Origin of the sequence: Komagataeibacter swingsii, from assembly GCF_003207895.1 — a bacterium.
In the GTDB taxonomy this organism is placed as follows: Bacteria; Pseudomonadota; Alphaproteobacteria; order Acetobacterales; family Acetobacteraceae; genus Komagataeibacter; species Komagataeibacter swingsii.
In genome coordinates this window covers 312,392-336,571 of the sequence record NZ_NKUB01000002.1, presented here as the reverse complement: position 1 = coordinate 336,571, position 24,180 = coordinate 312,392, and the positions used below count along the sequence as shown (strand labels likewise).

Genomic DNA, 24,180 nt, shown 5'->3' with positions numbered 1-24,180 from the left:
GTCAGCGTCCTCCCACCCGGTTGCGCCCGATATGAAAGGCCGAGACCAGGCCGGCCAGCAGCAGGAACGACACCAGTTCGACCATAAGCACGTAGCGGCCGAACAGGCTTAGCCCCACGTCATGCGCCGTAATGGGGGCCGGTGCAGGCCCGGATGGCGGGTTGAGGCAATAGAGCAGTTCGGCACACATAATGGTGGCCAGAACGCCCGGCCCGCACCATGCGCGCGGGCGCAGCCATTCCTTTTCACGCGCGCTGTCCGGCTGGCCCAGATTGATCATCATGATGACAAAGACGAACAGCACCATGATCGCACCGGCATAGATGATGATTTCCAGCATCGCGGCAAATGACGCGCCCAGCATGACAAGGACTGTCGCCAGCGCCAGCAGCGTCACCACCAGGTAAAGCACCGCATGCACCGCAACCCGCCGGGTCATGGCCATGACGGCCCCCATAACGGTCACACTGGCAGCAAGGAGGGCCAGGGCATGCATGATGGCTACGGCAGCAGGGAATGAAGGTCGACCGGCGGGCGTTCGCGCTCGGACGCGCCACGCGCCTTGCCGGGAACGGGAATGCCCGCGACATGGTAGAAACTGTAATCGGGATATTTCCCGGTCCCGCTTATCAGCAGGTCCTCCTTTTCATAAACAAGGTTGGGCCGCGTGTATTCGCCCATTTCAAAATCAGGGGTAAGCTGTATGGCGTAGGTGGGGCAGGCTTCCTCGCAGAAACCGCAGAAAATGCAGCGCGAGAAGTTGATGCGGAAATATTCCGGGTACCACCGCCCGTCGGCTTCGGTTTTCTGCAGGCTTATGCAGTCCACCGGGCAGGCGACGGCGCACAGGTTGCACGCAACGCACCGCTCCGCCCCGTCGGGATCGCGCGACAGGATGATCCGCCCGCGATAGCGTGGCGGCAGGTATGGTTTCTGTTCGGGATACTGCACGGTCGCGCGCCGGTGGAAGGCATGCAGCGCCGTCAGGAACAGGGTGCGCAGGGTACCAAGCATGGGGGAATGCCTTTGCAACAGGCGTGTCATCAGGACGCGCGCAGCATGAGGATGGTTCCGGTCGCCATGACATTGAACAGCGAAAGCGGCAGCAGGATCTTCCAGCCCAGCGCCATCAACTGGTCATAACGCGGGCGGGGCAGGCTGGCGCGCAGCAGGATGAAAAATACCACCATGGCCCCGGCCTTGAGCGCGAACCACAGGGCGGGGGGCAGGAACGGCCCGCGCCAGCCACCAAGGTAGAGCGTGGTCACAAGGCTTGAGACCAGAACGATCCCGGCATATTCGGCAATGAAGAACATACCGAGTTTCATGCCCGAATATTCGGTATGGAACCCCGCCCCCAGTTCGTTCTCGCCTTCGGGCAGGTCGAAGGGCAGACGGTGCGTCTGTGCAATGCCGGCCAGCATGAACACGCCAAAGCCGAGGCATTGCGGGATGATGAACCACAGCCCCGCCTGCGCCGCCACGATATCGTGCAGGCTGAATGACCCCGCCATCATGACCACGCCCAGCAGGGAAAGCCCCATGAAGACTTCGTAGCTGATCATCTGTGCCGCCGCCCGCATGCCGCCCAGCAGCGCGTATTTGCTGTTCGACGCCCACCCGGCCAGCACCACCGCATAGACCCCAAGCCCCATCATGCCGAGGATGAACAGCAGCCCGACATTCATGTCACCCGCAATGCCCATGCCCATCGTGACGGGAATGACGGCAAAGGGCAGCAGCCCTGTCATCATGCCGATGACAGGCGCAAGGATGAATACGCCCCGGTCGGCAAAGGGCGGGATCCAGTCCTGCTTGAACAGGATCTTGGTTCCATCCGCCACGGCCTGGAACATGCCGCCCGGCCCCACGCGGTTGGGGCCATGCCGGTCCTGCCACAACCCCAGCAGCCGCCGTTCAACCCATGTCAGCATGGTGGCAAGGCCAAGGATGACCAGTGGCGTGAGAATGATGGTGAAGAACGCTGAATATGTCATGACCTTTCCTCTTCATCTGGTACGGTTTCCAGCCGGGCCATTTGGGGAAAACGGAACGCGCGCGCGACCATGTGCGCCGGGCACAGGGCAATGCCCACAGGCAGCCCAGGCACAGGTTCCACGGGCAGCACATGCGGCCCGTCGTCCAGATGCAGCACCATGCGGCCCGATGTCACCATGCTGGCAGGCAGGCCCAGCGTTGGCGCGGTTGCGCGCGCCATGACGGGTGGGGAGAGCGTGCTCAGTTCATCACTGCCGAACAGGCGCGTATCGGGCAGTACCAGAACGGTATCAGCCTGCACAGCATGGGGGCGGGGAATATCCGTGGCATAAGCCGCTTTCGCATCAGGATGCCCGGCGCGGGATAACAGCCGGATGCCGCAGTCCCCGCCACGCAGGGGGCCACCGATTTCGTGCTGAAAACGGTTGAGCGCCTGAACCGAATTCCATGGCGATGCCTGATAACCCGAAACCAGTGCTGCGGGCATGTCCGGCCCATAGGCGCCTTCCATGGAACTGCTGAACGGGGTATCCGGGCTGCTTGGTGGCGGCTGGTCGCGCACGCTTATATACGAACGGATGACGGTCCGCCCGCTGGCGCGGTAGGTCTGGCTGCGCAGTTTCTGGCCATTCATGCGGTAATCCGCCCCCGGCGCCGCCTGTGTCGCCGGGGCAAGATGGGGAAACACTGGCGCCAGCGCGGCTAGTACGTCATCCAGGTCCTGCCAGCCGGTCAGGCCCGTCATATGCGGCGCGGGTGGGTCAAGGCTGCGGGCCAGCGCCTGAATCCAGCGCCAGCCGGCCTGTATGGGGGCGGGGGGAAAGACCACCTGGAAAAAACGTTGCGCCCGGCCTTCCTGGCTGACCAGCGTGCCGCTGCATTCGCTGAAGGCCGCAACGGGCAGGACAAGGCCGGCCTGCTGGCAAAGCGGTGTCGCCGTATGGTCGATCACGACGATATCGGGAACCGCCGCCACCAGTTCGGCCACATCCGCCTGGGACAGGTGGCGGGTCAGGTCATTTTCCACGATGACCAGAGTGGAAATTTCGCCCGCCCGTGCCTGTTCCATCACCGTTTCCAGCGACAGCCCCCCCATCATGGCCAGCCCCATGCTGTTGCACTCCGGCAGCACCAGCGACAGGCCGGCTTCAGGCGTGGCGCGCGCAAGGGCCGCGGCAATACTGCTGGCTGCCTGTATAAGTGCGGGCGCGCCGTACTGCATGCCCGATACGACCAGCGGCTTTCTGGCTGCCACAAGCGTATGTGCAATACGTGCGGCAAGCTGCATGTCGTCTGGCATCAGGTCAATGACAGGCGGGGCGGCGGGGTCAATTTCGTGGGCGATGGCAAAGCCCAGCCGGGCGATGTCATCAGGGGCGGCGCGCCGGGTTTGTGCCGCCACGCCGTCCAGATCGGTCGGCGCGGGTGTCAGCACATACAGGCCGGATGGGCATTGTGCCCCCAGCGTGCGTACCGCCGCATCCATCCAGCGTGGCACTTTGGCGTCATCCGCCGTATGGAAGGATGCCTGACGCACCGACTGCCGCAGCGACAGGCCAAGCCGGGGGGCGGTTGCGCATACGTCCTCGCCCAGAACCAGCACGGCATCCGCGCTTTCCATTTCATGCAGGGTGGGCAGGGCGCCGGGATGGCGGGCAAGCAGGGCATGGGCCAGTTCCGTGCATTCCTGTTCGTGCCGCGTCTGGCCGGTACAGAAATTCTGCGGCCCCACCAGCGCATGCAGGCTAAAGCAGGTTTCCAGCGCCGCGCGGGTGGAGGCTATGCCCACGATCCGGCCCTGTGCTGCCATGCGGGCGAAGGTTGTCAGGGCGTCGGCCATGGAAATGGGCACCTGCTGCCCGCCAATGCCGCGCAGCGGCGTGCGGATACGCGTTGGTGCGTTGACAAAACCATGCCCGAACCGGCCCCGGTCGCACAACAGGTAGCGGTTGACATCGGCATTGTAGCGGTTGAGGACACGGCGGAGGGTCTCCTCACGCGCATTGGCTATGGTGTTGCAGCCCACCGCGCAGTGTACGCATACCGATGGCGCGCCACGCAGGTCCCATTTACGGGTATAGATGGCGGAAAAGGGTTTGTCGGTAAACACGCCGGTGGGGCAGATTTCCGCCAGGTTGCCGCTGAAGGCATTCTGCAGCGTGCCATCTTCGGCGCGGCCGAAATATACGTTGTCATGTGATGCAAAGACCGCCAGATCGTCCCCGCCCGCGTAATCACGATAGAAGCGCACGCAGCGGTAGCAGGCGATGCAACGGTTCATCTCATGCTTCACGAACGGCCCGAGATCCTGATTGCGGTGCGTCCGTTTGGTGAAGCGGTAGCGGCGGGTATTGTGCCCGGTCATGACTGTCATGTCCCGCAGGTGGCATTCGCCGCCTTCCTCGCACACGGGGCAGTCATGGGGGTGGTTGACCATCATCCATTCAATGATACTGGCGCGGAAATCCCGCGCTTCCGGGTCGTCAATGGATATGATGGTATTTTCACTGACCGGCGTCATGCAGGCCATCACGATGCGGCCCTTTGTGTCATCCGGCCCGCTGAACTGTTTGATGGCGCACTGGCGGCACGCGCCCACGGAACCGAGTTCGGGATGCCAGCAGAAATAAGGCAGGCTGGCTCCCGCTTCCAGACAGGCCTGCAGCAGGTTGATGCCGGCGCGGGTCGGGCAGTCCCGGCCATCGATGCGGATGCTGGTCATGGTCACGCCCCCGATTGCTGCGGGCAGCGGCGCTGCCGGATGTGGGCGGCAAAATCGGCGGCGAACAGTTTCAGACCGCTGGCAAGCGGCGCCATCGCCCCCGGCGCATGGGCGCAGAAGGTGCGGCCGGGCGCCCCCAGCATGCGGGCATGGCGGGCAAGCTGGTCCATGTCCTCATCCTGCCCCGTTCCATCCTCGATCGCGTCCAGCAGGCGTTCCACCCATGGCAGCCCGTCACGACATGGGGTGCACCACCCGCAGGATTCCTGGGCAAAGAAATGTTCGAGGTTGCGGATCATGCCGATGGGGCAGGTCCGGTCATCCAGAATGATGGCCATGCCGGTCCCAAGCCTGCTGCCCGCCTTTTCCACCGATCCGTAGTCCATGGCGACATCGAGCGCTGCGGCGTCGAGAAAGGCGGTGGACGCCCCGCCGGGCAGCAGGGCGCGCAACTGGTAGCCCGGACGCATGCCGCCTGCACGCTCCTCGATGATCTGGCGCAGCGGCGTGCCGATGGGCAGTTCCCATGCGCCCGGTCTTGCCACCCGGCCACTGACCCCATAGATCTTGGTGCCCCCATCCTCCCCCAGCCCAAGGCCCGCGAACCATTCCGGCCCGTTGGTGATGATGTGGGGCAGGTTGCACAGGGTCTCGACATTGTTCACCACGCTGGGCGCGCCCCACAGGCCGCCGGTCTGGGGAAAGGGCGGCTTGCTGCGCGGTGTCGGCCGGCGGCCTTCCAGCGCGGTCAGCAGGGCGGTTTCCTCGCCGCATATGTAGCGCCCGGCGCTGGAATGCACATGGATGTCAAGACCGAAGCCGGAGCCAAGGATGTTTTCGCCCAGCCAGCCCAGTTGCCGGGCCTCCCCGATCGCGCGGTGCAGGCGGGTGCAGGCAAGGTGGTATTCCCCACGCAGGAAAATGATGCCATGTCCCGCCTGCACCGCATAGGCCGCAAGGATCATTCCCTCAATCAACTGGAGGGGATTGCCCTCAAGCAGCCAGCGGTCCTTGAAGGTGCCCGGCTCCATTTCATCGGCATTGGCGATCAGGTATTTTTGGCGCTCGGTTGCGGACTCCTTCGGCACGAAGCTCCATTTCTGCCCGGTCCCGAAACCCGCGCCCCCACGTCCGCGCAGTTTCGAGCGTGTCACCATGTCAATGATCTCGGCCGGGGCCAGGCGGCCCAGTGCCCTGCGCGTGGCCTGCCAGCCGCCATGACGTTCATATGCCGCACAGTCCGGTGGGCCTGCGGCAGGGTCGATCATGGCGGTCAGGGGCCGTTCGGAAGCGGGCGTCATGGCGTGTGCCCCAGCGTGTCGATCAGGTGGTCGAGCGTTGCGGTCGTCACATTCCCATGCAGGGCGTTGTCCACCAGCATGGCCGGGGCGTGGTCACAGTGGCCGATACAGACCGTGGGCAGCAGCGTGATGGCGTTGTCGGCCGTGGTCTCTCCCGGCCTTATGCCCAGTGTCAGCCACAGATGGGCGCATAGTGGCTCGCGCCCCATGATCCAGCACGTAACGCTGTCGCACAGCATGATGACATGCCGCCCGACCGGCCGGCGGAACAGCAGGTTGAAACAGGTGGCGATGCCATCCAGATCATCGGCCGACATGCCCAGCAGGGCGGCCACTTCGCGCAGATGCGCGGTGCTGACCCAGCCAAAATGGGCCTGCACCAGCCGCAGGGCCGCGACACCCGCGCCACGCGGGTGCGGCTCCTGCGCCGCAAGGGCAAGGATTTCCGCCCGCACGGGCGCGGGCAGGGGGGCTTCAGCGGTCAACATCGGCCATGACGAAGTCGATGCTGCCCAGAATCGCGATCAGGTCCGCGATCATGATGCCGCGGCTGAGCAGCGGGATCATCTGCAGGTGGGCAAAGGACGGGGTGCGGATGCGGGTGCGGTAGGATGTGGTCCCGCCATCGCTGATAAGGGTATAGGTATTGACGCCTTTCGTGGCTTCGATGCTGGCTCGTGCCTCCCCCGGTGGAATGACCGGCCCTCAGCTTACGCCCAGGAAATGGTGGATCAGGGTTTCGATGTCATGCATCGTCCGCGCCTTTGGCGGCGGGGTGGTCAGCGGGTGGTCGGCCTTGACCGGGCCTGCGGGCATGTTGTCCACGCACTGGCGGATGATGCGCAGGCTCTGGCGTATTTCCGCCACATGCACGGCAACCCGGTCGTAACAGTCGCCATTGGTGCCGGTGGGAATGTCGAATTCAAGCTGGCCATAACAGGCATAGGGCGCATGCCTGCGGTAATCCCACGCCAGACCCGTGGCGCGCAGCCCCGGCCCGGTGATACCCCATTCAACGGCTTCCGCCGTGGTATAGGCGCCGACTCCCTTCGTCCGCGCGCGGAAGATCGGGTTGCGCATGACCATGGAATCGTATTCGTCCAGCCGCCCCGGCATGTCATCAAGAAAGGCGCGGACCAGTCCTTCCCACCCTGCGGGCAGGTCCATGGCCACGCCGCCAATGCGGAACCATGCCGGGTGCATGCGAAAGCCGCATATCGCCTCGATGATCCCGAACACGCGTTCGCGGTCGGTAAACATGTAAAAGACTGGCGAAAGCTGCCCCACATCCTGCGCCATGGTGCCGTAGAACACGAGGTGGCTGGCGATGCGGAACAGTTCCGCCAGCATGACGCGGATCATCTGCGCGCGTGGCGGCACGGTAATCCCCGCCAGTGTCTCGACCGCCATCACATAGGGGAAATTGTTCATGACCCCGCCAAGATAGTCCACCCGGTCGGTATAGGGGATGTAGCCATGCCAGGACTGGCGTTCGCCCATCTTTTCCGCGCCGCGATGGTGAAAGCCGATATCGGGCACGGCTTCGACAATCCGCTCGCCTTCGAGTTGCAGCATGATGCGGAACATCCCATGCACGCTGGGATGGTTGGGGCCGAGGTTGAGGAACATGAAGTCGCTGTGTTCACTATGCCGCCGCATGCCCCATGCGGACGGGTCAAGGCGCATGGCGTCCTGTTCGCGTGCTTCATCTGCCTCGGTCAGGCTGTAGGGCGGCATTTCGGTGGCGCGGGCATGGTGGTCCTTGCGCAGCGGGTGCCCGGTCCATGTGGGCGGGGTCAGGATGCGGCGCAGGTCGGGATGGTTGTCGAAGTAAATGCCAAACAGGTCCCACACCTCACGTTCATACCAGTTGGCGTTCGGCCACAGGTCACAGATGCTGGGAAGGGTGGGGGCGGTGGCGCCAAGGGGGACCTTGATGCGCACCTCATCCGCGCGGGTGGTCAGCGAGATCAGGTGATAGACCAGCGTGAACGCGGCCTGTGGCTGTCCGTCGCGGTGGGTGCGTTCGCGTTCGTCTATGGCCGTAAGATCCAGCAGCATGAGGGATGTGGCAGCCCAGATTTTCAGTGCAGCAAGGGTGGGGCGCAGGTGATCCGCCGCAATCCAGATGGCGCATACCCCGTCGCGCGCAGGCTGGGTGGCCAGCGCCCCGTTGGGAAGATGGCCTGAAATTCTCTCCGCAAGGCCCGGTTCGCGGGTGGCGGCCAGGGTGGAGGGCATGGCGTCAGATTCCATCGGGCGTGCGCAGGTCGCGCATGCCCTGGCGGTGGGCGCGCTTTTCATCGCGCAGGCTGGGCGGTGTCACGGGCTGGGCGCCCTGCGGCCCCACCAGCCAACTAAGGGGCCTGCGCTGCGTGCCGATGGATTTCTGCAGCAGCAGCAGCCCCTCCAGCAGCGCCTCGGGACGTGGCGGGCAGCCAGGTACATACACATCCACCGGCAGGAAACTGTCCACCCCCTGCACGACGCTGTAGATGTCGTACATGCCACCGGAATTGGCGCATGACCCCATGGAGATGACCCATCGCGGCTCCAGCATCTGGTTGTACAGATGCTGGATGACCGGGGCCATCTTGACGAACACGGTGCCGGAAATGACGATCAGGTCGGCTTCGCGTGGTGTTGCGCGCAGCACTTCGGAGCCGAAGCGGGCAATGTCGAAGCGGCTGGTGAACGCTGTCGCCATTTCCACATAACAGCATGACAGGCCGAAATTCAGCGGCCAGATGGCGTTTTTCTGCCCCCATGCCACGAAATCCTGCAACCGGCCCATGACCAGGTTACGGCGCAGGGTTTCGCTGAAGCCGGGTGAAGGCGGCATATGCCGGGCGGCATCGGGGGAAGACAGCGACCAGTTCATGCCGCCCGGTCCTTTCGTGCATCCGGCCCCTGGCGTGGGCGGACCCGTGGCCCCCAGTCCAGCGCCCCGGCACGCCACAGATAGGCAAGGGACATGGCCAGAAAGACAGTAAAGACAAGGGCCGCGCCATAACCGATCCATCCCGTTTCGGTCACGACTGTCGCCCATGTCACGAGGATGGCTGTTTCAACATCAAAAATGACAAAGAACATGGCCACCAGGTAATATTGTACAGGCAATCGCAGGCGCGCCGAACCCGTGGGGACAATGCCGGATTCAAAAGGCATGGACAGGGAACGGCCCATGGCCCTGCCATCCCGCCGGGTGCCGGTTATGGCGGACAGCCCCAGCATGCAGGCCAGAAGCAGCCCTATGGCGACAGCATAGAGGGGTAATGACCATATATTGGAAATATTTTCCATGACTGGTATTCCCGTTCCTGTTCGTTTTATTTTGCACGGAGGCGATCTGTGTCATTACAGCCCGCATTGACAGGCAATAACCGATCAATGCTTCATGAAGGGCCGCATGCAACCGTAAGGAAGTTTCTGGTGATGTTTTTTCAAAAGGCTTCATGAAACGCCGCCTTTTTTCGCAAAAGGCACTATTCGGAAACTTTTGTTTTTCATCAGCAGGTTGTTATCAGGCAACCGTTTACGTATTCCGGCATGAATGCATCGAATGACGCGCGATACCGCCAGTTGCCTATACGCGGCAGGGAAGGGGAAGTTGCGGCCTGATCATGCAGGTTTTTCCCATGGGGCGCTATCCGTTACGGGATGGATGTATTCTTGCCTGGTTATGGCGTGTTTCCGTATCATGCCGGCATGGACAGAAGGTTGCCAACAGGAACGAGATGATCGAAAGACCCGTGCTGTACAGTTTTCGCCGCTGTCCCTACGCCATGCGGGCGCGTCTGGCCCTGCTTGCCAGCGGTGTGGAATGTGAAATCCGGGAGGTCAGGCTTGCAGCCAAGCCCGCCAGCATGCTGCGTGCCTCGACCAAGGCGACGGTGCCTGTCCTGATCCAGCCAGATCATACGGTTATTGATGAAAGTCTGGATATCATGCGTTGGGCGCTGGGGCGGCATGACCCGCGGCACTGGCTGGCCAACACCCGCCATGACCTGATCGCGCGCAATGATGGTCCCTTCAAATACCATCTGGACCGTTACAAATACGCCAGCCGCTACCAGTCCGATCCCGATTGCCACAGGGCTGAGGCGCTGGGGATTCTGGCAGGCATTGAGGCGGCGCTTAAGGCAGGATGTTTCCTGCATGGGGAGCAGCCCGGCCTGACCGATGCCGCCATCGCGCCGTTTGTACGCCAGTTCGCCGCAACCGATCCGGACTGGTTTGCCAGCGTTCCCCTGCCGCGATTGCAGGAATGGTTGCGGGCTTTCCTGACATTGCCGCTATTTGGCCGCGCCATGTGTCGCCTTGCCCCGTGGCAGGAAGGCGATGCGCCGGTTTTACTGTATTAGACACCCGCAAATATCCCTGCGCAGACAGGCAACCTGAAGCGGGAGATATCCGTTAGCGGGCACGGGCCACGTCGCGCCTTGCAGGAAAGGGAAATGCGCTACACCGGATGTTAGGGTAACAGAAAATGGTCCATGCCATGCGGTTGTGAACGATCCATGTGTTGATCGGGGGCAAATATAGGCTTTTGGGCAGGCTGGAATGAATTTTGTAATCCTTGCTGCCCAATTTGTAACATATGATACGACATGCCTGAAAATAAATAATAAATAAAGGCAACAAAAATGAATAAAAAATAAAAATCATTTATAAACAGAAATAATAAATCCAAACCCCGACAAAACAGGATTGCTGGTGGCTGTTGCCCGGATTGCCGGGTAATGGACCCGGCGGCATGCCGCAACCATCTGTCCTGACTGTTTGCGGGTATGACCTGCTTTTGTGCTGTTTTCCGGAACGGTTGTGTTTCCGGGCGGCATGACATGCATTTCCGTGAGGTCTAGGGCATGCGCGTTCCTCATGAATTTTTATTATCGGTCCTCTGTCGTTGTTTTGATAAGAGACTGTCGGGAAAGTCAGATCCTGGGCAATCAGGCGATCATCAGGACGTTTCCGGCGACGCTTTTTTTGAAAAGATTCAGGATGTACCACTTTCCCGGAAAAATAAGGTATTCCAGAACTTCCATTGTTTTTTATCAGCAATCCGGTTTCAGATAGTATTCAGGATCACGGCGGCCTGTCGCCAGGTCGGGCCGGTGTATCTGGCCCTGATGGTCATATGTCTGGTTCCGGGCCTGTCGCGCCCATCGCCAGCCTGTGCCGCGGATCAGGATGCAGGCACGGCATCCACGGCAGACGATACGCAGCAGGCTGGACAGCCTGCATGGTTGCGCAGGATCCTTGGCGCCAGGTCGGTAACAAAAAAGCTGCCGGAGGTGTCCAACCCCACGCCTTATGGCGAAACGCAGCCGACAACGCCCTTTTATGAAACGATTCCCGGCTTCCTGCAGGCTCCCTATGGGCCGCCTTCATTCGGTCCGCCCTATGGCACCACGCATATGCTGGGCGACTGGGGCGGCGTCCAGCCCTGGCTGCAGAAACGCGGGCTGTATGTCGCGCTGGATGTATATGAAGATCTCGCCGGCAATGTCATGGGCGGGAAAAAGCGCGATTATACTGTCGCAGGGCAGGTGGGAATGACGCTGGATGTTGACTGGGACAGGCTGCTGCATTCACGCGCATGGACGAAGGATCTGTGGCTGCATATGCTCGTGGTCAACGGGCATGGCCGTAACCTGAGCCGCCTGTTTGGTGATAACAGCAACCAAGTACAGCAGATTTACGGCAGCCGTGGCAATGTGCTGGCCCATCTTGTCTGGGCGTATTTTGAAAAGGCATGGTTCGCGCGCAAGGTGGACCTGTCCGTGGGCTGGATACCGACCGGTGTGTTTTTCCAGAACTCGCCATGGGTTTGCAACTTCATGAACGTGTGGCTGTGCGGGGGCGAGGCGCCAACCAAATTCCTGCGTGGTGGCCGTGGCTGGCCTTCGGGTAATATCGGCGGCATCCTGCGTGTCATGCCGATGAAGGAACTCTATGTCATGGGGGGGCTGTTTGCTGTCTCGCCCCATAATTACAATGGGGGGATTTCCGGCTGGTCATGGGCGCAGGATGGACTGGGCAGGCTGTCGACACAGGCGGAAATTGGCTGGCTTCCCGCTTTCGGGCGCAACCATCTGGCCGGGCATTACAAGCTGGGCGCGATGTACGACAATTCGCGTTATGATGACCTGTATGAAGATATCCATGGCAATCCATGGGTGGTGACCGGCCTGCCCGCACGCAGGCAGAGCGGGCAGACATCCGTATGGGTCATAGCCGACCAGATGCTGGTCCGCCGTGGTCCGGGTGAAATGAACGGGCTGATACTTGGTGGATATTACGCCTATGCATCCGGCCAGACTTCGCAGATCAAGCATAGCTTCATGGCTGTCCTCATGGATACGGGCGCATTGTGGCATCGGCCGCTTGACAGCGTGGGCATTGCCTTCCTGTGGGCCAGTTTCAGCCGTTCCGCCATCCTGTCGCAGGAAGCGGCCGCAACCCATGGCCTTGCCCTGCCGGGAGCGAATTTTGGCGTACCGTATGGCATTCAGGGACACGAGACGATTTATGAGGCGTATTACGGTTTCCATATAGTCGACGGACTGTCGATCAAACCGGATTTCCAGTACGTCAACCATGTGGGTGGCACCACGGTATTCAGGGATGCCGTAGTATTCAGCACCGCCATGAATGTCGCGTTCTGAAACGGGTGTGTTCCGTCTGGTTCCGGTAAAGAATATGTTTGCCTAAATCTTTTTGCCGGACCTGACGTTTTTTTTGGTATCCCGCCGTATTCCATGGCGTGGAAATGAAAAAGAAAGATCACTATTCATGTCTCTTGTTGGCAAGGTGGCTGTTGTCACGGGCGCCGCACAGGGCATCGGGCGCGGTATTGCACTGCGTCTGGCGCGTGACGGGGCGGATCTGGCGCTGGTGGATATCAATCAGGACCGGCTGGCTGCCGTGCGTGCGGAAATACTGGCGCTTGACCGCAGGGTCATTACGCTGGCAGCCGATATCAGCGTGCGCGAGCAGGTCTTTTCCATGATTGGCCAGACGGTGGACCAGTTGGGCGGCATTGACATCATGGTCAATAATGCCGGTGTGGCGCAGGTCAGGCCATTACTGGACGTAAGCGTGGAGGATATGGGGCGTATCTTCCAGATCAACGTCAATGGTACGTTATGGGGCATCCAGGCCGCGGCGCAGGCATTCAGGAAGCTGGCCCGCAAGGGAAAGGTCATCAATGCCTGTTCCATCGCCGGGCATGAGGGGTATGCCTATCTCGGGGTCTATTCCGCCACAAAATTCGCGGTCAGGGGCCTGACGCAGGCAGCGGCAAAGGAACTTGCCCCCTTTGGCATTACCGTGAATGCCTATTGCCCGGGTGTGGTCGGGACCGATATGTGGGTGGAGATAGACAGGCACATGGCCGAAGCAACCGGCGCGGAAATAGGGGCAACCTATCGGAAATATGTCAGTGGCATCGCCCTTGGCCGGGCGGAAACGCCAGATGATGTCGCAGCCTTTGTCGCATGGCTTGCCAGTGCGGATTCAGATTACATGACGGGACAGTCAGTGTTGATCGACGGGGGAATGCTCTTTCGCTGAACCCTTCGATGCGCCCTGTCTGCTGCCCCGTTGCCTGCAGGCGCAAGGACTGGCTTGCATGCCGGCCCTCCGGCGCTGTCAGGTATGGTATTATGGCACGTAACATGATTGACAGGGCATTCATCCGGTCGTAGCCGTGGGAATGGCAGCATATCCTGGCCTGTTGGAAGCGGTCGGCCTTCCGGCAAAAGGCCGTATGGTGGCGCGGCATGACAGCGGACGTACCGGGTGCGGGCGATCCATGTCGATCGTTTCTCGGCCCCGTCATCCGGTTGATGCCGTCCTTATCCCTTCCGGTCAGGCCGTACGCCGGGGCGATTGCGGGAAATGCCGCACCATGTCCCTCTTGTGGCGGTGGCGCCCTGGGGTTGTTTCAAGCAGTCTCTTGCGGTCTGTGTGGGTGCCTGTGGCATGGCAGGTAAATGCGACCGTTGGCAGGCGGCATGATCGGTCATGCGTGGGGCACCACCGTTACGACCCGCTTTCGCGCCGTGCCGTGTTGCGTCGGCGTATGGTCCACATGCCCAGGCCCGAAAACGCCAGCACGATGAGCACCAGCCCGCTGGCCGCCACGGCTGTCTTCCATATGAATGCGACGGGGGCCGGAGCGGCCAGCCTTACTTCATGAAGCGTATGCAGCCACTGGAAGCTCCATTCCCCCCGGCGTTGCTGTCCCGGGTCGTGGCTTACGCGCATGCGGCCCGCAGGCGCGTCAAATTGAACGGTAGCCGGGTGGTTGGGGCCATAGGCAGGCAGGATCACTTCAAGCGACTGTTGCGCCGGGCGTTCCCCCAACTGGACAGACAGCAGGGTTGCTTCCGGCATCTGGCTTTTCAGCGCGGCCAGTGCCTTGTCCAGTCCCAGCTCGCCTGCGGCGGGGGCTGGGGGGGCATGGTCATGATGGCTGTGTTCGTGGGGGGCGGGGCGACTGATGCCAAACAGGGGCCGCGTGAAGGGAAACGCCAGCACGGACCCGCTAAGGGCCAGGAAAAGCAGCAGGAACGAAAACCAGAATCCGGAACTGACATGTACCTCCCGCCACAGGCGCAGGCCACGCGCGCGGGGTGCGATCATGACGGTCCTGCGCCATTTTCCCGTTTTCCACAATGCGGGATGGGGCCACCATATGGCCAGGCCAGTAAGGACCATGGCGCCCAGTATGATCCCCATTATGCCTGTGGCCGTCTGGCCGTAGGGTAGCAGGAACAGGTCCGCATGAAGATTGTGCAGGAAACGGATATAGGACGGCACAACGTATGTGCTGATCACCGATGGGTGGTAAGGATTGACGAAGACCTCAAAGGTCGGATGCCGTTCCCCTGCCGGCCCGTATGTGACCATGGCGCTATCGCCGGTCCAGCGTGCGGGATTGAGGCGTAGCGGGATCATGCCGGCCGGGGCATGCGGGCGCGATGCGGCGATGATGGCTTCGGCCCCGGCCTGCTCGCCGGTAGCCGCGACAGGGGGACGTTGTGGCAGCAGCAGCGGAATGACGATCAGCAACGTTCCGGTCAACCCCTGCAGGACCAGGGGAAGCATAAGGGCCAGTCCCATCCAGCGATGGATTTTACGAAACACGCTGCTTGTTTTCCTGCATGCCTATGACGGAGTGCAATTCTATCATGGCGTGGTCATGATGACCAACCGCCCAGCCCCTGAATTGAAGTAAAAAAAGGTATCATTTTCCTGTTTTATGTAATGTCCATTCATTGAACCGCCTTGTGCGATGCATATCATGCGCTTCCGGTCGTGGCATGATGTAAAGGTATGTATATGCATGATATTTGTATAATGCGATCGGAATATCACCGGGCATGCCCAGGTCATTATGCCGGGAATGATGACATGAAGCATCTGGGTGCGGACATGATGAATTATTGTTCGCATTTTATGGAAATATGGTAAAAACAGATTAATTTATTCGTTTTTATATAATTTTATTTCGAAAATAATTTATTTATTAGAAGAAATGAAATTTTTCTGATGCCTCATTATCCTGTGAAGGCGGCGTTTCATGGCGCATTTTGAAAATTTTCGCCAGAATATTTGTTTTATTTCAATGAAATACCACGATCTGCCTGTTTCAGTCAGCCTCTGGAAAGAGGATATGCCGATAAATACGGAAAATATATTCGCCGGAATGAATTGATTTCGTTATGAATGGAGTGCTGTGGATAAGGTTGCAGGTCAACAGGAGGGTTTGTGAACAACGGTCCAGGTCATGCGCGCCGCGCGGCACTTTCGGCTTTTGTCGGCACTTCGCTCGAATTTTATGATTATTATGTCTATGCGCTGGCATCCGCGCTGGTTCTGGGTCATGTATTCTTTCCCGGGGAAAAAACCACTGTTTCCGACATCGCGTCTTTCGGCACGCTGGCGGCGGGGTTCATCGCCCGTCCCCTTGCCGGCACCGTATTCGGCATTCTGGGGGACCGCTGGGGGCGCAAGCGGATACTGACCCTGACGGTGGCGGCAATGGGGCTGGCCACCATGGGGGTGGGGCTGCTGCCGGGTTATGCCTCCATCGGGGTATGGGCGCCCATCCTGCTGGTGGCGCTGCGTATCGTGCAGGGCATATCAGTGGGGGGAGAATGGGGCGGTGCCGTGCTGATGGCCAGTGAACATGCGACGGCGGGCAGCAAGACATTCGCCGCCTCCTTTGCCCAGCTTGGCAGTCCGGCCGGCATGCTGCTGGCATTGCTGACCTTTCGCATGGCCAATGCCTTCGGGCTGGACACGTTTCTGGCCTGGACATGGCGTATCCCGTTCCTGCTAGGCGGTGGTATTGCACTGGGCTGCTACCTGTTGCGGCGGCAACTGCATGAAACCCCTGAATTCCTGGCCCAGGCCGCCAATGTACAGACGCCGCCTTCATCCCTGCGCGCCCTGTCGGGGGAATGGACAAGGATCGTTTATGCTGGTGCCGCGGCCGTTATCGGGACGGCTGGATTTTTCTTCATGAATACGTTCCTGCTCAGCTACGCGACGCGGTATGAACATATAGACCGCGACACCATCCTGAATGCCCTGTTCATTGCCACTTTCCTGCAACTCGTCACCCAGCCGCTGGCGGCATGGACTGGCGAACGGGTAGGGGAGACACGCTTCCTGCTGGCCACGGCAACGGCCTGTGTTTTTCTGCCCTATCCCATGTTCCTGCTGTTGCACACCCATGATATCTGGCTGATTTCTGCGGGTATTTCGGTCACCATTGTGACCCTGTCCGCCTTTTATGCCGTGGTGGCCGGATATATGGCGGCAGCCTTTCGGCCTGCGATCCGTTATACCGCCATTTCCATTGCCTATCAGACCAGTTCGTCGCTGATTTCCGGCTTCACGCCGTTGATTGGCACGCTCATCGCCGCCCACTATGCCGGGCAATGGCTGCCACTGGCTGTTTTTTTCTCCATCCTTGCGGTGATATCCATTGTGGGTGTTCTTGGTCTGGCGCGTGCAGGGAACACTTGATTGCCCGATGCCTGCCAGGCAGATTCTCCGCGTCATGGCTGGCCTGTCCATCCCGTGTCATGGGTATGTTGTCAGGAATGGGCAACCAGTGCGGGCAGTCGGGAACCCATGGGAATACTCTGTTCCGATGGCCGCCATTCGCCGGTGTTTTCATCGCGTCCCTGCAGGACAAAGCGGGGCTGTGGGACAGATAGCTGTGCTGCGGCCCGGCTTGCTATGGCACCAATCGGGCCGGAAGACAGCCGGTTGACTAACAGCCCAAGACGGGTGTCGGGAAATTCGCTCAGCATGGCGTAATCCCCGTCACTATCCCCACACACCAGTAACGGCCCATAGCCGCGTGGTCCTGACAGCGTCTGGCGTATGGCGCGTACCTTGCCCGCGCGATAGGTTACAGGCCAGTGCGGCGCGGCATCCAGTCCCAGCCTGCCACCGGGCCAGTCCATGCGCACGCCCATGATATTCTGGCGTGGCAGGCCATAGCCATAATCAGGATCGGTGGCGAATACGGCCACGACATCTTCCAGTGATGCGGAACAGACATAAACGTCAATACCCGCCTGGCGCAGGGCCGATTGCAGGTCCGCGATTTCCGGGGTCAGGCGCAGCCCGGTCTGGACGGGGCGTGCGACGATGCCCGCCCGACCGGCCCGGGTGGCCGGGGTGATCCATGTTTCCTGCCCCATGCCCCGCGCCAGATGCCACGTGTTGGACGCCCTGGCCAGCGCCGCCAGCCCGCCTGCGTCGTGGCCGGCCAGCAGGCGGATGATCCAGCGGCAGGCAATATCCCCATGGCATGTGGCATTGATGGCATCATAGGCAAAAACAAGCTTGGAGCGCAGGCTCAGCAGGACCGGGTCGGTTGGCGCCGGGGGCATGGACCGGGCGGACAGAAGGGCATAATCCGCGCACAGATCGGCATGAAGGTCCCTGAAGCGGATATTTTGCCCATCTACCGTGCGAAAGGGGCCGGAAAACGTGTGCGCAGGCACGTCGCGCGCCGTTGCCCGGGCAAAGGTTTCGGCTGGCATCGCGAATGCAAAATGGTTGGCCGTGTAATGCAGCAGGCTTTCCTCGCAATCGCCCGCGATACAGGTGTTGTCCCAGTCGAATACGGCATAAGGGCGCCGGGCCGGATCATAGCCGGGAGCCGTGTCGCCATGGGTGGCGATCAGGCGTTCGATCACGCGGCGGGTGCGCGGCGCCCATTTCAGTGGCGCCAGCACCGGGGCGCATCCATCAGCCCGTGCGGGCAGGGACGGGCTGATGCCAGCCGCGATACCGGCAGCCAGCATGATGCGGCGGCTCAGGACTGTCATGCGTCGGCCTGACCCATATGGGGGTCCGTACGGCTTGGCCTGCCATTTTCGATATGCCCGGCCATCTGGATCAGGTGGTGCGCGTGGCGGGGGTCGGAGATGCTCAGGTCATACCAGTGGTCGGATGCGGCGATTGGCCATGTGGTGTCGGTCGTCGCATTGGGGGGCAGTTCGGCTTCGTGGACGGTACGGGTATAGGCATCTTCGATCCGGACCGTGCGGGATGCATGGCCATGGTTATGCAGCGACAGCACGACCGCGTCGCGGGCCGGGTCGTAACGCAGGGTCGCGCCCGGCAGGCCCTCGCCCTGAAACTGGCGGAAAAAACCGTTGGGTCCGTGGATCGTCACGGGCTGGCTGCCACGGGCTGTGACCGGTATGGCCATGTCGGTTCCGGTGCCCAGCGTATAATGGCGTGTTACCTTGCCGTCACGGATACGCAGTACCGCGCCCTGGCTGCCTTCATTCGCGATATGGAGATGACCTGGCGCAATCAGGTCCGCATGCAGCCTGTAGGGCAGGGCGCGGGCCGGGCGCTGGCCGGTTTCCTGCCGCGGCAGGACCTGCCGGGCGGGAATGGCGGGCTTGGGCAGCATGCATGAATGGCGTGTTTCCGCCAGATAGGCATCCGTCCGGGGCAGGTGCGCTTCCCACCGGCGGTCGGTTTGCGCGAAATCGAAAATGGAGGTCATGTCCCCGCATACAGCGCGCCGCCATGGGGTGATGTTGGGGGCTTCCACACCAAAGCGCGCCTCAAGGAAACGCAGGACGGATGTATGGTCGAATACCTGTGAATTGACCCATCCGCCCTTGGTCCATGGCGAGATCACGATTGCGGGCACGCGCGGCCCCAGTCCCACCGGGATGGTATGATAGGCTTCCCCGTCGGTTGCGACCGTGCTGCCGCCATGGTCGGGGTCAAGTGCGGGGACCGGCGGGGCAACGTGGTCAAAGAAGCCATCATTTTCGTCGTAGTTCAGGATAAAGACCGTCTTGGCCCAGACATCGGGATGGCGCACAAAGACATCCATCAACCGGGAAATCAGGTGTTCGCCGTAACCGGGCGGGGCATTGGGATGTTCCGACAGCGCGGCGGGCGGCACGATCCATGAAACCTGTGGCAGCCTGCCATGTGCCACGTCGTCCTCAAGGGCGGCGACAAGGTAGCGGCCTTCGGTGTCATGCATGTCGGTGGCGGTTGATCCCGGCACGACCATGCGGGCGCGCTGGTATTGCCATGAACGGGGATCGAGGTTGCGAAACTGCGCAAAGGATGCCAGCGGGTTATCGCCAAAATTGTCATATTCCTGATAAACGCGCCACGATACGCCGGCTGCCTGCAGTTTTTCAGGGTATGTGGTCCAGTGGAAAGGCGTGAAGTCGGCCCGGTCATGTGCCATGTCCGCGGACCAGTTGCCATCATCGACATTCTGTATGGCCTGCAATCCGTCATTGCCGACTGCCAGCCCGTTCGTACCTGTGAACAGGAACAGGCGATTGGGATTGGTCGGCCCGAAGATGGAGGCATGATAGGCATCGCATACCGTAAAGGCATCGGCCAGCGCATAATAATAGGGAATTTCAGCGCGGGTGAAATGGCCCATGGTCATGGCCGTCTTGTGCGGCACCCATGTATCCCAGTCATTCCATGCGGTCTGCGTGCCTTTCCAGCTATGGTCAAGGCTGGCAAGGCAGGCGCTGGAAGTATGTGCGGTATTGAACACGAAGGGCATGACATGGCCGCCCTTCCCATCCGGTTGGGCAAGGATACTGCCGCCATCGGGCCGTTTTTCGGCGCGGGGGTCGCCATATCCCCGCACGCCCTGCAGGCAGCCGAAGTAATGATCGAATGACCGGTTTTCCTGCATCAGGATGACCACATGCGCCACGTCCCGTATCGTGCCGGTTACCCTGTTGGGGGCGACCGCCAGTGCCCGTTTCAGGTTTTCAGGCAATGCCGCGCCGAAGGCGGTGGCCGCGCTGAATTTCAGGAACTGGCGGCGGTTGGGGATATCGGACATGGTGTGGTCATCCATAGGCTGATGGAGGGGCGAAATCCGGCGTGGCGATGTCAGAAAAAGTGCTTGCGCAGGGTGAAGAACACCATGCGTGGCGCACCGGCCTGTAGTGTCTGCAGGCTGCCCGTGGGGTCGCTGACCGCAAAGCCCGTGCTGCCGACCGTTGCGACGTAGCGCTTGTCGAACAGGTTGGTCACGTTGATCTGCGCATCCAGGCCACGCAATGCCCAGTTATGGCTGTGGAAACGGTAGCCGAGGTTCAGGTTGAAGATGTCGTTCGGCTTGATCCACTGGTCGTTGGTGTAGGTATAGGTCCGGCGGCCCTGGTACTGCATGCCGATATTGCCCCAGATCGTGCCGTCATCATAACTGATCTGGACATTGGCCAGGTTACGCGGCATGCCGACCACGCTCTTGCCGCGGGTGGCATAGGTCATGCCGCCCGTGGTCAGGTTATCGTCATAGACGGACTGGTTGTAGGCGTAGGACACATACAGCGACCAGTTATCGGCAAAGCGGTAGTTGAAAGCGGTATCAATGCCACGTGCGGTCACGCCACCGACATTGGTCAGGATACTGGCGTAGCCCTGAACGTTCGTGCCGCTGGATACAGGTGAAATGGATGCCAGCCGGTCCTCGAACTCGATATAGTAACCGGTGATGGATGCCTGGATGCGGCGGTTATGGAAGCGGTAGCCGATTTCCTCGCTATAGGACATTTCCGGATGCAGCGTTTGCTTGGACGCGGCGTAGGCGGCGGATGTCATGGCAAACGGGCTGGTGGCGCCCGTGGTCGAATTGTCAAAGGCGGCCATGTTGCGGGCGAAGTCGGCAAAGATTTCGTTATGGCGGTTGATGCGGTAGTTGGCGCCAATCTGGGGCAGGAAGCCGTTGGCCGAGGTAATGGAACCCGATGCATATGTATTGGCCATCGGCGTGCCCATGTAGTTGCCTTCCAGCTGGCGGCCCCGGTTGTCAACGACCAGCGACTTGAAACCGTAGTTCAGTTTCAGCGCAGGGGTGATCTGCCATGTATCCTGGATATGGAACTGGTATGTCTTGGTGTTGAAGGCGCTCTGCCACTGGGTTTCGAACGGGTTGTTGCGGAACCAGTGGACGGAACTGCCGGTATATTTGTCCGCGCTGAGTGGATAGAAACGGCGCGCCTGTTCAAAATCGTTGTTTTCAAACCAGAAGCCGCCTTCGATCGTATGGTGTGCGACCTCATAGGACAGGCTGCCGATAAAGCCTTCGCGGTGAATGTCATATTCCGTGGTGCGGACGGAAATGGGGGATCCGCCGAGGGAGGCGGGGGTTGCCGTATACGGGGTGGCGTAAATGCCTTCACCCGTATTGGTATGACCGTAAACGGTGGCGAAACCCTTCAGGTGGTCGGTCAGGTGGAAATCGAACTTGCCATAGCCCAGCACGTCCTGACGCAGGCCGGCCGAGTTGTAATAGGACTGGTCCTGGTTGGCGATGCCCGCCGGGAAGGGCTTGCCGGTCTGGTAAGCCGTGGCGATCTGCTTGGCCAGGCCATAGTTGTTGGTAATGTTATCGACGTTATAGCCCTTGGTCTGGATCATCTGCAGCGAGAGATCCTGATAATCATTTTCAGCACGCTGGCTGTAATCACCAAACAGGGTCAGCTTGACCTTGTCACCCAGCGGCTGGATGAACTTGGCGTTGGCCTGCTGCTGCTGCTGGATGCCGTCGCCTTTCCACTTGTTGGCGTCCTGATAGTCATAGGAGACATAAAGCCGCCCGCCGCCGGGCAGGGTGCCGGAGTTGATGCGCCCGAAAGTACGCCACGTACCGTATGATCCGACCGTACCTGCGACATCGACGCCGAATTTCTTGCTCGGATCGATGGACGTGAATTCCAGCGCGCCACCAAGGTCGTTTGATGCCGCGACCCCGACCGCGCCCGCGCCCTGGGCCAGTGTTGCCGGGCCGTTATTTTCCGTCTGCAACGCGCGGCCGATTGAAAGGCCGTTATCATTGCCGTACGCAAGGTTGCCCAGCGGGATGCCATCCATGGTGAAGCCAAGGCGGCTCTGGTCAAACCCGCGGATGATGATCTGCTGCGACCATTCATATGATCCCAGCGGATCGGAGGAGGTGAACATGACGCCCGGCAGTTTGGACAGGGTCTTGAGCGGGCTGGTGCCGGGGGCGACTTCCTGCAGGGCGAGGTGAGACAGCGACTGTGTTTCACGCGCGGCGCCCGCGCCCATGACGATGATTGATTCCGCCTTGGTGGCGGTTACGGAATCCGCTGCCCTGGCTTTGCCAGCGGGGGCTTTGCCACGCTGGTCCGTCTGCTTGGTTACAGGCGGTTTCTGTGCCGTGCCGGCGGCGTGGGCATTATGGAAAAACAAAGAACTCATGCATGTTGTGAGAAGAAGAATCTTGTTCTTTTTCATGCAGCGTGATCCCTCATGACAAGGCCCCGATAGGTGGTGGGTGGATGACGCGGCACACCCTATGTTTCGGGTTTCATGGTGTCTCGTGATGATTTTATGACACTATAATTACAGTATTATTAAATCTTTAGGTTTCATGTTTCTGTAAATAAATACGACAATTTTTTATTATATGTGCATGATTTTTATTTATTTTTTATGTAATTTTTATAAAAATATCATCGATAATATTTTATTATATTTTTATGTTATATAATAAATGATAAAATTTTTTGTTATTATGCTTGTGATTATATTTAATAAATCATTCGGTATGCGGGAGATTTATTTACTGGAACCCGCCGTCTCGTGAAGCCTATGGATTGCTCATATATACTGAATCCGGCATGTCATATGGTCCGGATACTGGGGTCGTTTTCCATAACTCTGTTAATATAAATAGGAAATATTGGAACGATATGGATATGAATTGAGGAAGGCCATCCCGATCGCAGGCGCTGGCGCATGATGCGGGACTGCATGGTTGCTTTTATGTCACAGGGACGCACGTTATCGCACGGGTGGCCCATACGGACCATGAAACGACGTCGATATCCATCATGTCGCAATGGCCGATACCATGTGCGTATGGCCAGTCGCCTGTGCAGTTATCTGATGTCTGGGCATGGGAACCTTTCCCGGCCATCCATAAGGCTCGGGTTCAGGGAACCTGGACAAATTAACGCATATGAATAGTTTAATTTATGGATAAATTTATATTTAAACTCATTTATTGTGCATTATTTTGTAATATCAAATAAAATCACGAGGTTTATTGCGGAAAATCCAGTTGCAGGGATACAGGGAAAGGCGGGGCAGTATCGTAATCCCGGGAATGTATAATATCAGGCGGTTTATGCCTTATCGTAATAGTCAAGCAAATGATGGATTATATTTGGCATGAATGCCGACAGTCAGGCAATCAGACAGGCCGCATTCCGCCAGGTATGGGCGTGTCGGTTCCAGTCATCGTCCATGACCGGAGAAAGGCGATTGACATGATTTCATTATTTCAATCAAACGTTTAAATATATTATAACATTGAATCCCAAAAGCATGAATAAAGAAATGTTTTGGAATAATTGAATCTGGCATATAATTAAAATGTAACATGCTGTTGCAAATCTGCCATAATTCTTTAGGACCGTAATAAAAAATGTAGACAGCGCAAAAACGTTTCGAATTAATATCGAAAAAATATTAATTCCTATCGGGGCGCATATATGAAAAAAACGTTTTCATTCTGGACGTTATGTCTTGGGGCAACAGCCCTGACATGGGACGCGCATGCCGCCAGTCCTGATATGCAGC

17 protein-coding genes and 1 pseudogene are annotated in these 24,180 nt (G+C 59.6%); 4 read left to right on the top strand and 14 right to left on the bottom strand.

Translation table 11 applies throughout. From position 1 onward, the window contains the following. Nucleotide 1: 1 nt before the first annotated feature. The 9 genes and pseudogenes from nuoJ to CFR76_RS03150 form a co-directional block, all read right to left on the bottom strand. Nucleotides 2-496 carry an NADH-quinone oxidoreductase subunit J gene (nuoJ, locus tag CFR76_RS03190; protein ID WP_110555775.1) on the bottom strand — a complete coding sequence of 165 codons (495 nt, stop codon included), beginning with the start codon at nucleotides 494-496 and terminating at the stop codon, nucleotides 2-4. A gap of 5 nt (nucleotides 497-501) precedes the next feature. Next, nucleotides 502-1,014 carry an NADH-quinone oxidoreductase subunit NuoI gene (gene nuoI / locus CFR76_RS03185; protein ID WP_110555849.1) on the bottom strand — a complete coding sequence of 171 codons (513 nt, stop codon included), beginning with the start codon at nucleotides 1,012-1,014 and terminating at the stop codon, nucleotides 502-504. A gap of 29 nt (nucleotides 1,015-1,043) precedes the next feature. Then, complete coding sequence (gene nuoH / locus CFR76_RS03180; RefSeq protein ID WP_110555774.1) at nucleotides 1,044-1,997, bottom strand: NADH-quinone oxidoreductase subunit NuoH; 954 nt, start codon at nucleotides 1,995-1,997, stop codon at nucleotides 1,044-1,046. After that, nucleotides 1,994-4,720 carry an NADH-quinone oxidoreductase subunit NuoG gene (gene nuoG, locus CFR76_RS03175; protein WP_110555848.1) on the bottom strand — a complete coding sequence of 909 codons (2,727 nt, stop codon included), beginning with the start codon at nucleotides 4,718-4,720 and terminating at the stop codon, nucleotides 1,994-1,996. Before nuoG ends, nuoH begins: the two co-directional genes overlap by 4 nt. Nucleotides 4,721-4,722: 2 nt before the next feature. Further along, nucleotides 4,723-6,021 carry an NADH-quinone oxidoreductase subunit NuoF gene (gene nuoF, locus CFR76_RS03170; protein ID WP_110555773.1) on the bottom strand — a complete coding sequence of 433 codons (1,299 nt, stop codon included), beginning with the start codon at nucleotides 6,019-6,021 and terminating at the stop codon, nucleotides 4,723-4,725. Then, nucleotides 6,018-6,509: an NADH-quinone oxidoreductase subunit NuoE gene (gene nuoE, locus CFR76_RS03165; RefSeq protein WP_110555772.1), complete on the bottom strand. Its 492-nt coding sequence runs from the start codon at nucleotides 6,507-6,509 to the stop codon at nucleotides 6,018-6,020. The genes nuoF and nuoE overlap by 4 nt, the downstream gene beginning before the upstream one ends. After that, nucleotides 6,496-8,262 (bottom strand): annotated as a pseudogene (nuoC, locus tag CFR76_RS03160) (NADH-quinone oxidoreductase subunit C/D). Before nuoC ends, nuoE begins: the two are co-directional and overlap by 14 nt. Nucleotides 8,263-8,266: 4 nt before the next feature. Continuing rightward, nucleotides 8,267-8,902 carry a NuoB/complex I 20 kDa subunit family protein gene (locus CFR76_RS03155; RefSeq protein WP_110555771.1) on the bottom strand — a complete coding sequence of 212 codons (636 nt, stop codon included), beginning with the start codon at nucleotides 8,900-8,902 and terminating at the stop codon, nucleotides 8,267-8,269. After that, a complete protein-coding gene (locus CFR76_RS03150; RefSeq protein WP_110555770.1) occupies nucleotides 8,899-9,324 on the bottom strand; it encodes an NADH-quinone oxidoreductase subunit A in 426 nt (141 codons plus the stop codon). Before CFR76_RS03150 ends, CFR76_RS03155 begins: the two co-directional genes overlap by 4 nt. Nucleotides 9,325-9,758: 434 nt before the next feature. Between CFR76_RS03150 and CFR76_RS03145 the strand changes: the two genes are divergently transcribed. Further along, nucleotides 9,759-10,385, top strand: coding sequence for a glutathione S-transferase (locus CFR76_RS03145; protein WP_110555769.1), 627 nt, complete (start codon nucleotides 9,759-9,761; stop codon nucleotides 10,383-10,385). 110 nt (nucleotides 10,386-10,495) lie between these two features. On the opposite strand, the gene CFR76_RS17650 is transcribed toward CFR76_RS03145, so the two are convergent. Beyond that, the gene (locus CFR76_RS17650; protein ID WP_146222629.1) at nucleotides 10,496-10,867 is read right to left on the bottom strand and encodes a hypothetical protein; all 372 of its coding nucleotides are present in this window, start codon (nucleotides 10,865-10,867) and stop codon (nucleotides 10,496-10,498) included. A 271-nt stretch (nucleotides 10,868-11,138) separates the two neighbouring features. Here CFR76_RS17650 and CFR76_RS03140 point away from each other — a divergent pair, with 271 nt between their 5' ends. Both CFR76_RS03140 and CFR76_RS03135 read left to right on the top strand, forming a co-directional pair. Then, the gene (locus tag CFR76_RS03140; RefSeq protein WP_244191757.1) at nucleotides 11,139-12,692 is read left to right on the top strand and encodes a carbohydrate porin; all 1,554 of its coding nucleotides are present in this window, start codon (nucleotides 11,139-11,141) and stop codon (nucleotides 12,690-12,692) included. Between the two features lie 127 nt (nucleotides 12,693-12,819). Continuing rightward, nucleotides 12,820-13,599 (top strand): acetoin reductase, encoded by a 780-nt coding sequence (locus CFR76_RS03135; RefSeq protein WP_110555768.1) that lies wholly within the window; start codon nucleotides 12,820-12,822, stop codon nucleotides 13,597-13,599. Nucleotides 13,600-14,070: 471 nt separating this feature from the next. Here the strand turns inward: CFR76_RS03135 and CFR76_RS03130 are convergent, their stop codons facing one another. After that, nucleotides 14,071-15,177 carry a PepSY-associated TM helix domain-containing protein gene (locus CFR76_RS03130; protein ID WP_110555767.1) on the bottom strand — a complete coding sequence of 369 codons (1,107 nt, stop codon included), beginning with the start codon at nucleotides 15,175-15,177 and terminating at the stop codon, nucleotides 14,071-14,073. Between the two features lie 624 nt (nucleotides 15,178-15,801). Here CFR76_RS03130 and CFR76_RS03120 point away from each other — a divergent pair. After that, nucleotides 15,802-17,067 (top strand): MFS transporter, encoded by a 1,266-nt coding sequence (locus CFR76_RS03120; RefSeq protein ID WP_110555765.1) that lies wholly within the window; start codon nucleotides 15,802-15,804, stop codon nucleotides 17,065-17,067. Nucleotides 17,068-17,138: 71 nt separating this feature from the next. On the opposite strand, the gene CFR76_RS03115 is transcribed toward CFR76_RS03120, so the two are convergent. The 3 genes from CFR76_RS03115 to CFR76_RS03105 are packed head-to-tail and all read right to left on the bottom strand — an operon-like array spanning nucleotide 17,139 to nucleotide 22,785. Further along, nucleotides 17,139-18,386 (bottom strand): haloacid dehalogenase-like hydrolase, encoded by a 1,248-nt coding sequence (locus CFR76_RS03115; RefSeq protein ID WP_110555764.1) that lies wholly within the window; start codon nucleotides 18,384-18,386, stop codon nucleotides 17,139-17,141. Further along, nucleotides 18,383-20,407 (bottom strand): phosphocholine-specific phospholipase C, encoded by a 2,025-nt coding sequence (locus tag CFR76_RS03110; RefSeq protein WP_110555846.1) that lies wholly within the window; start codon nucleotides 20,405-20,407, stop codon nucleotides 18,383-18,385. The genes CFR76_RS03115 and CFR76_RS03110 overlap by 4 nt, the downstream gene beginning before the upstream one ends. Before the next feature lie 50 nt (nucleotides 20,408-20,457). Next, complete coding sequence (locus CFR76_RS03105; RefSeq protein ID WP_110555763.1) at nucleotides 20,458-22,785, bottom strand: TonB-dependent receptor; 2,328 nt, start codon at nucleotides 22,783-22,785, stop codon at nucleotides 20,458-20,460. Between the last annotated feature and the right edge of the window lie 1,395 nt (nucleotides 22,786-24,180).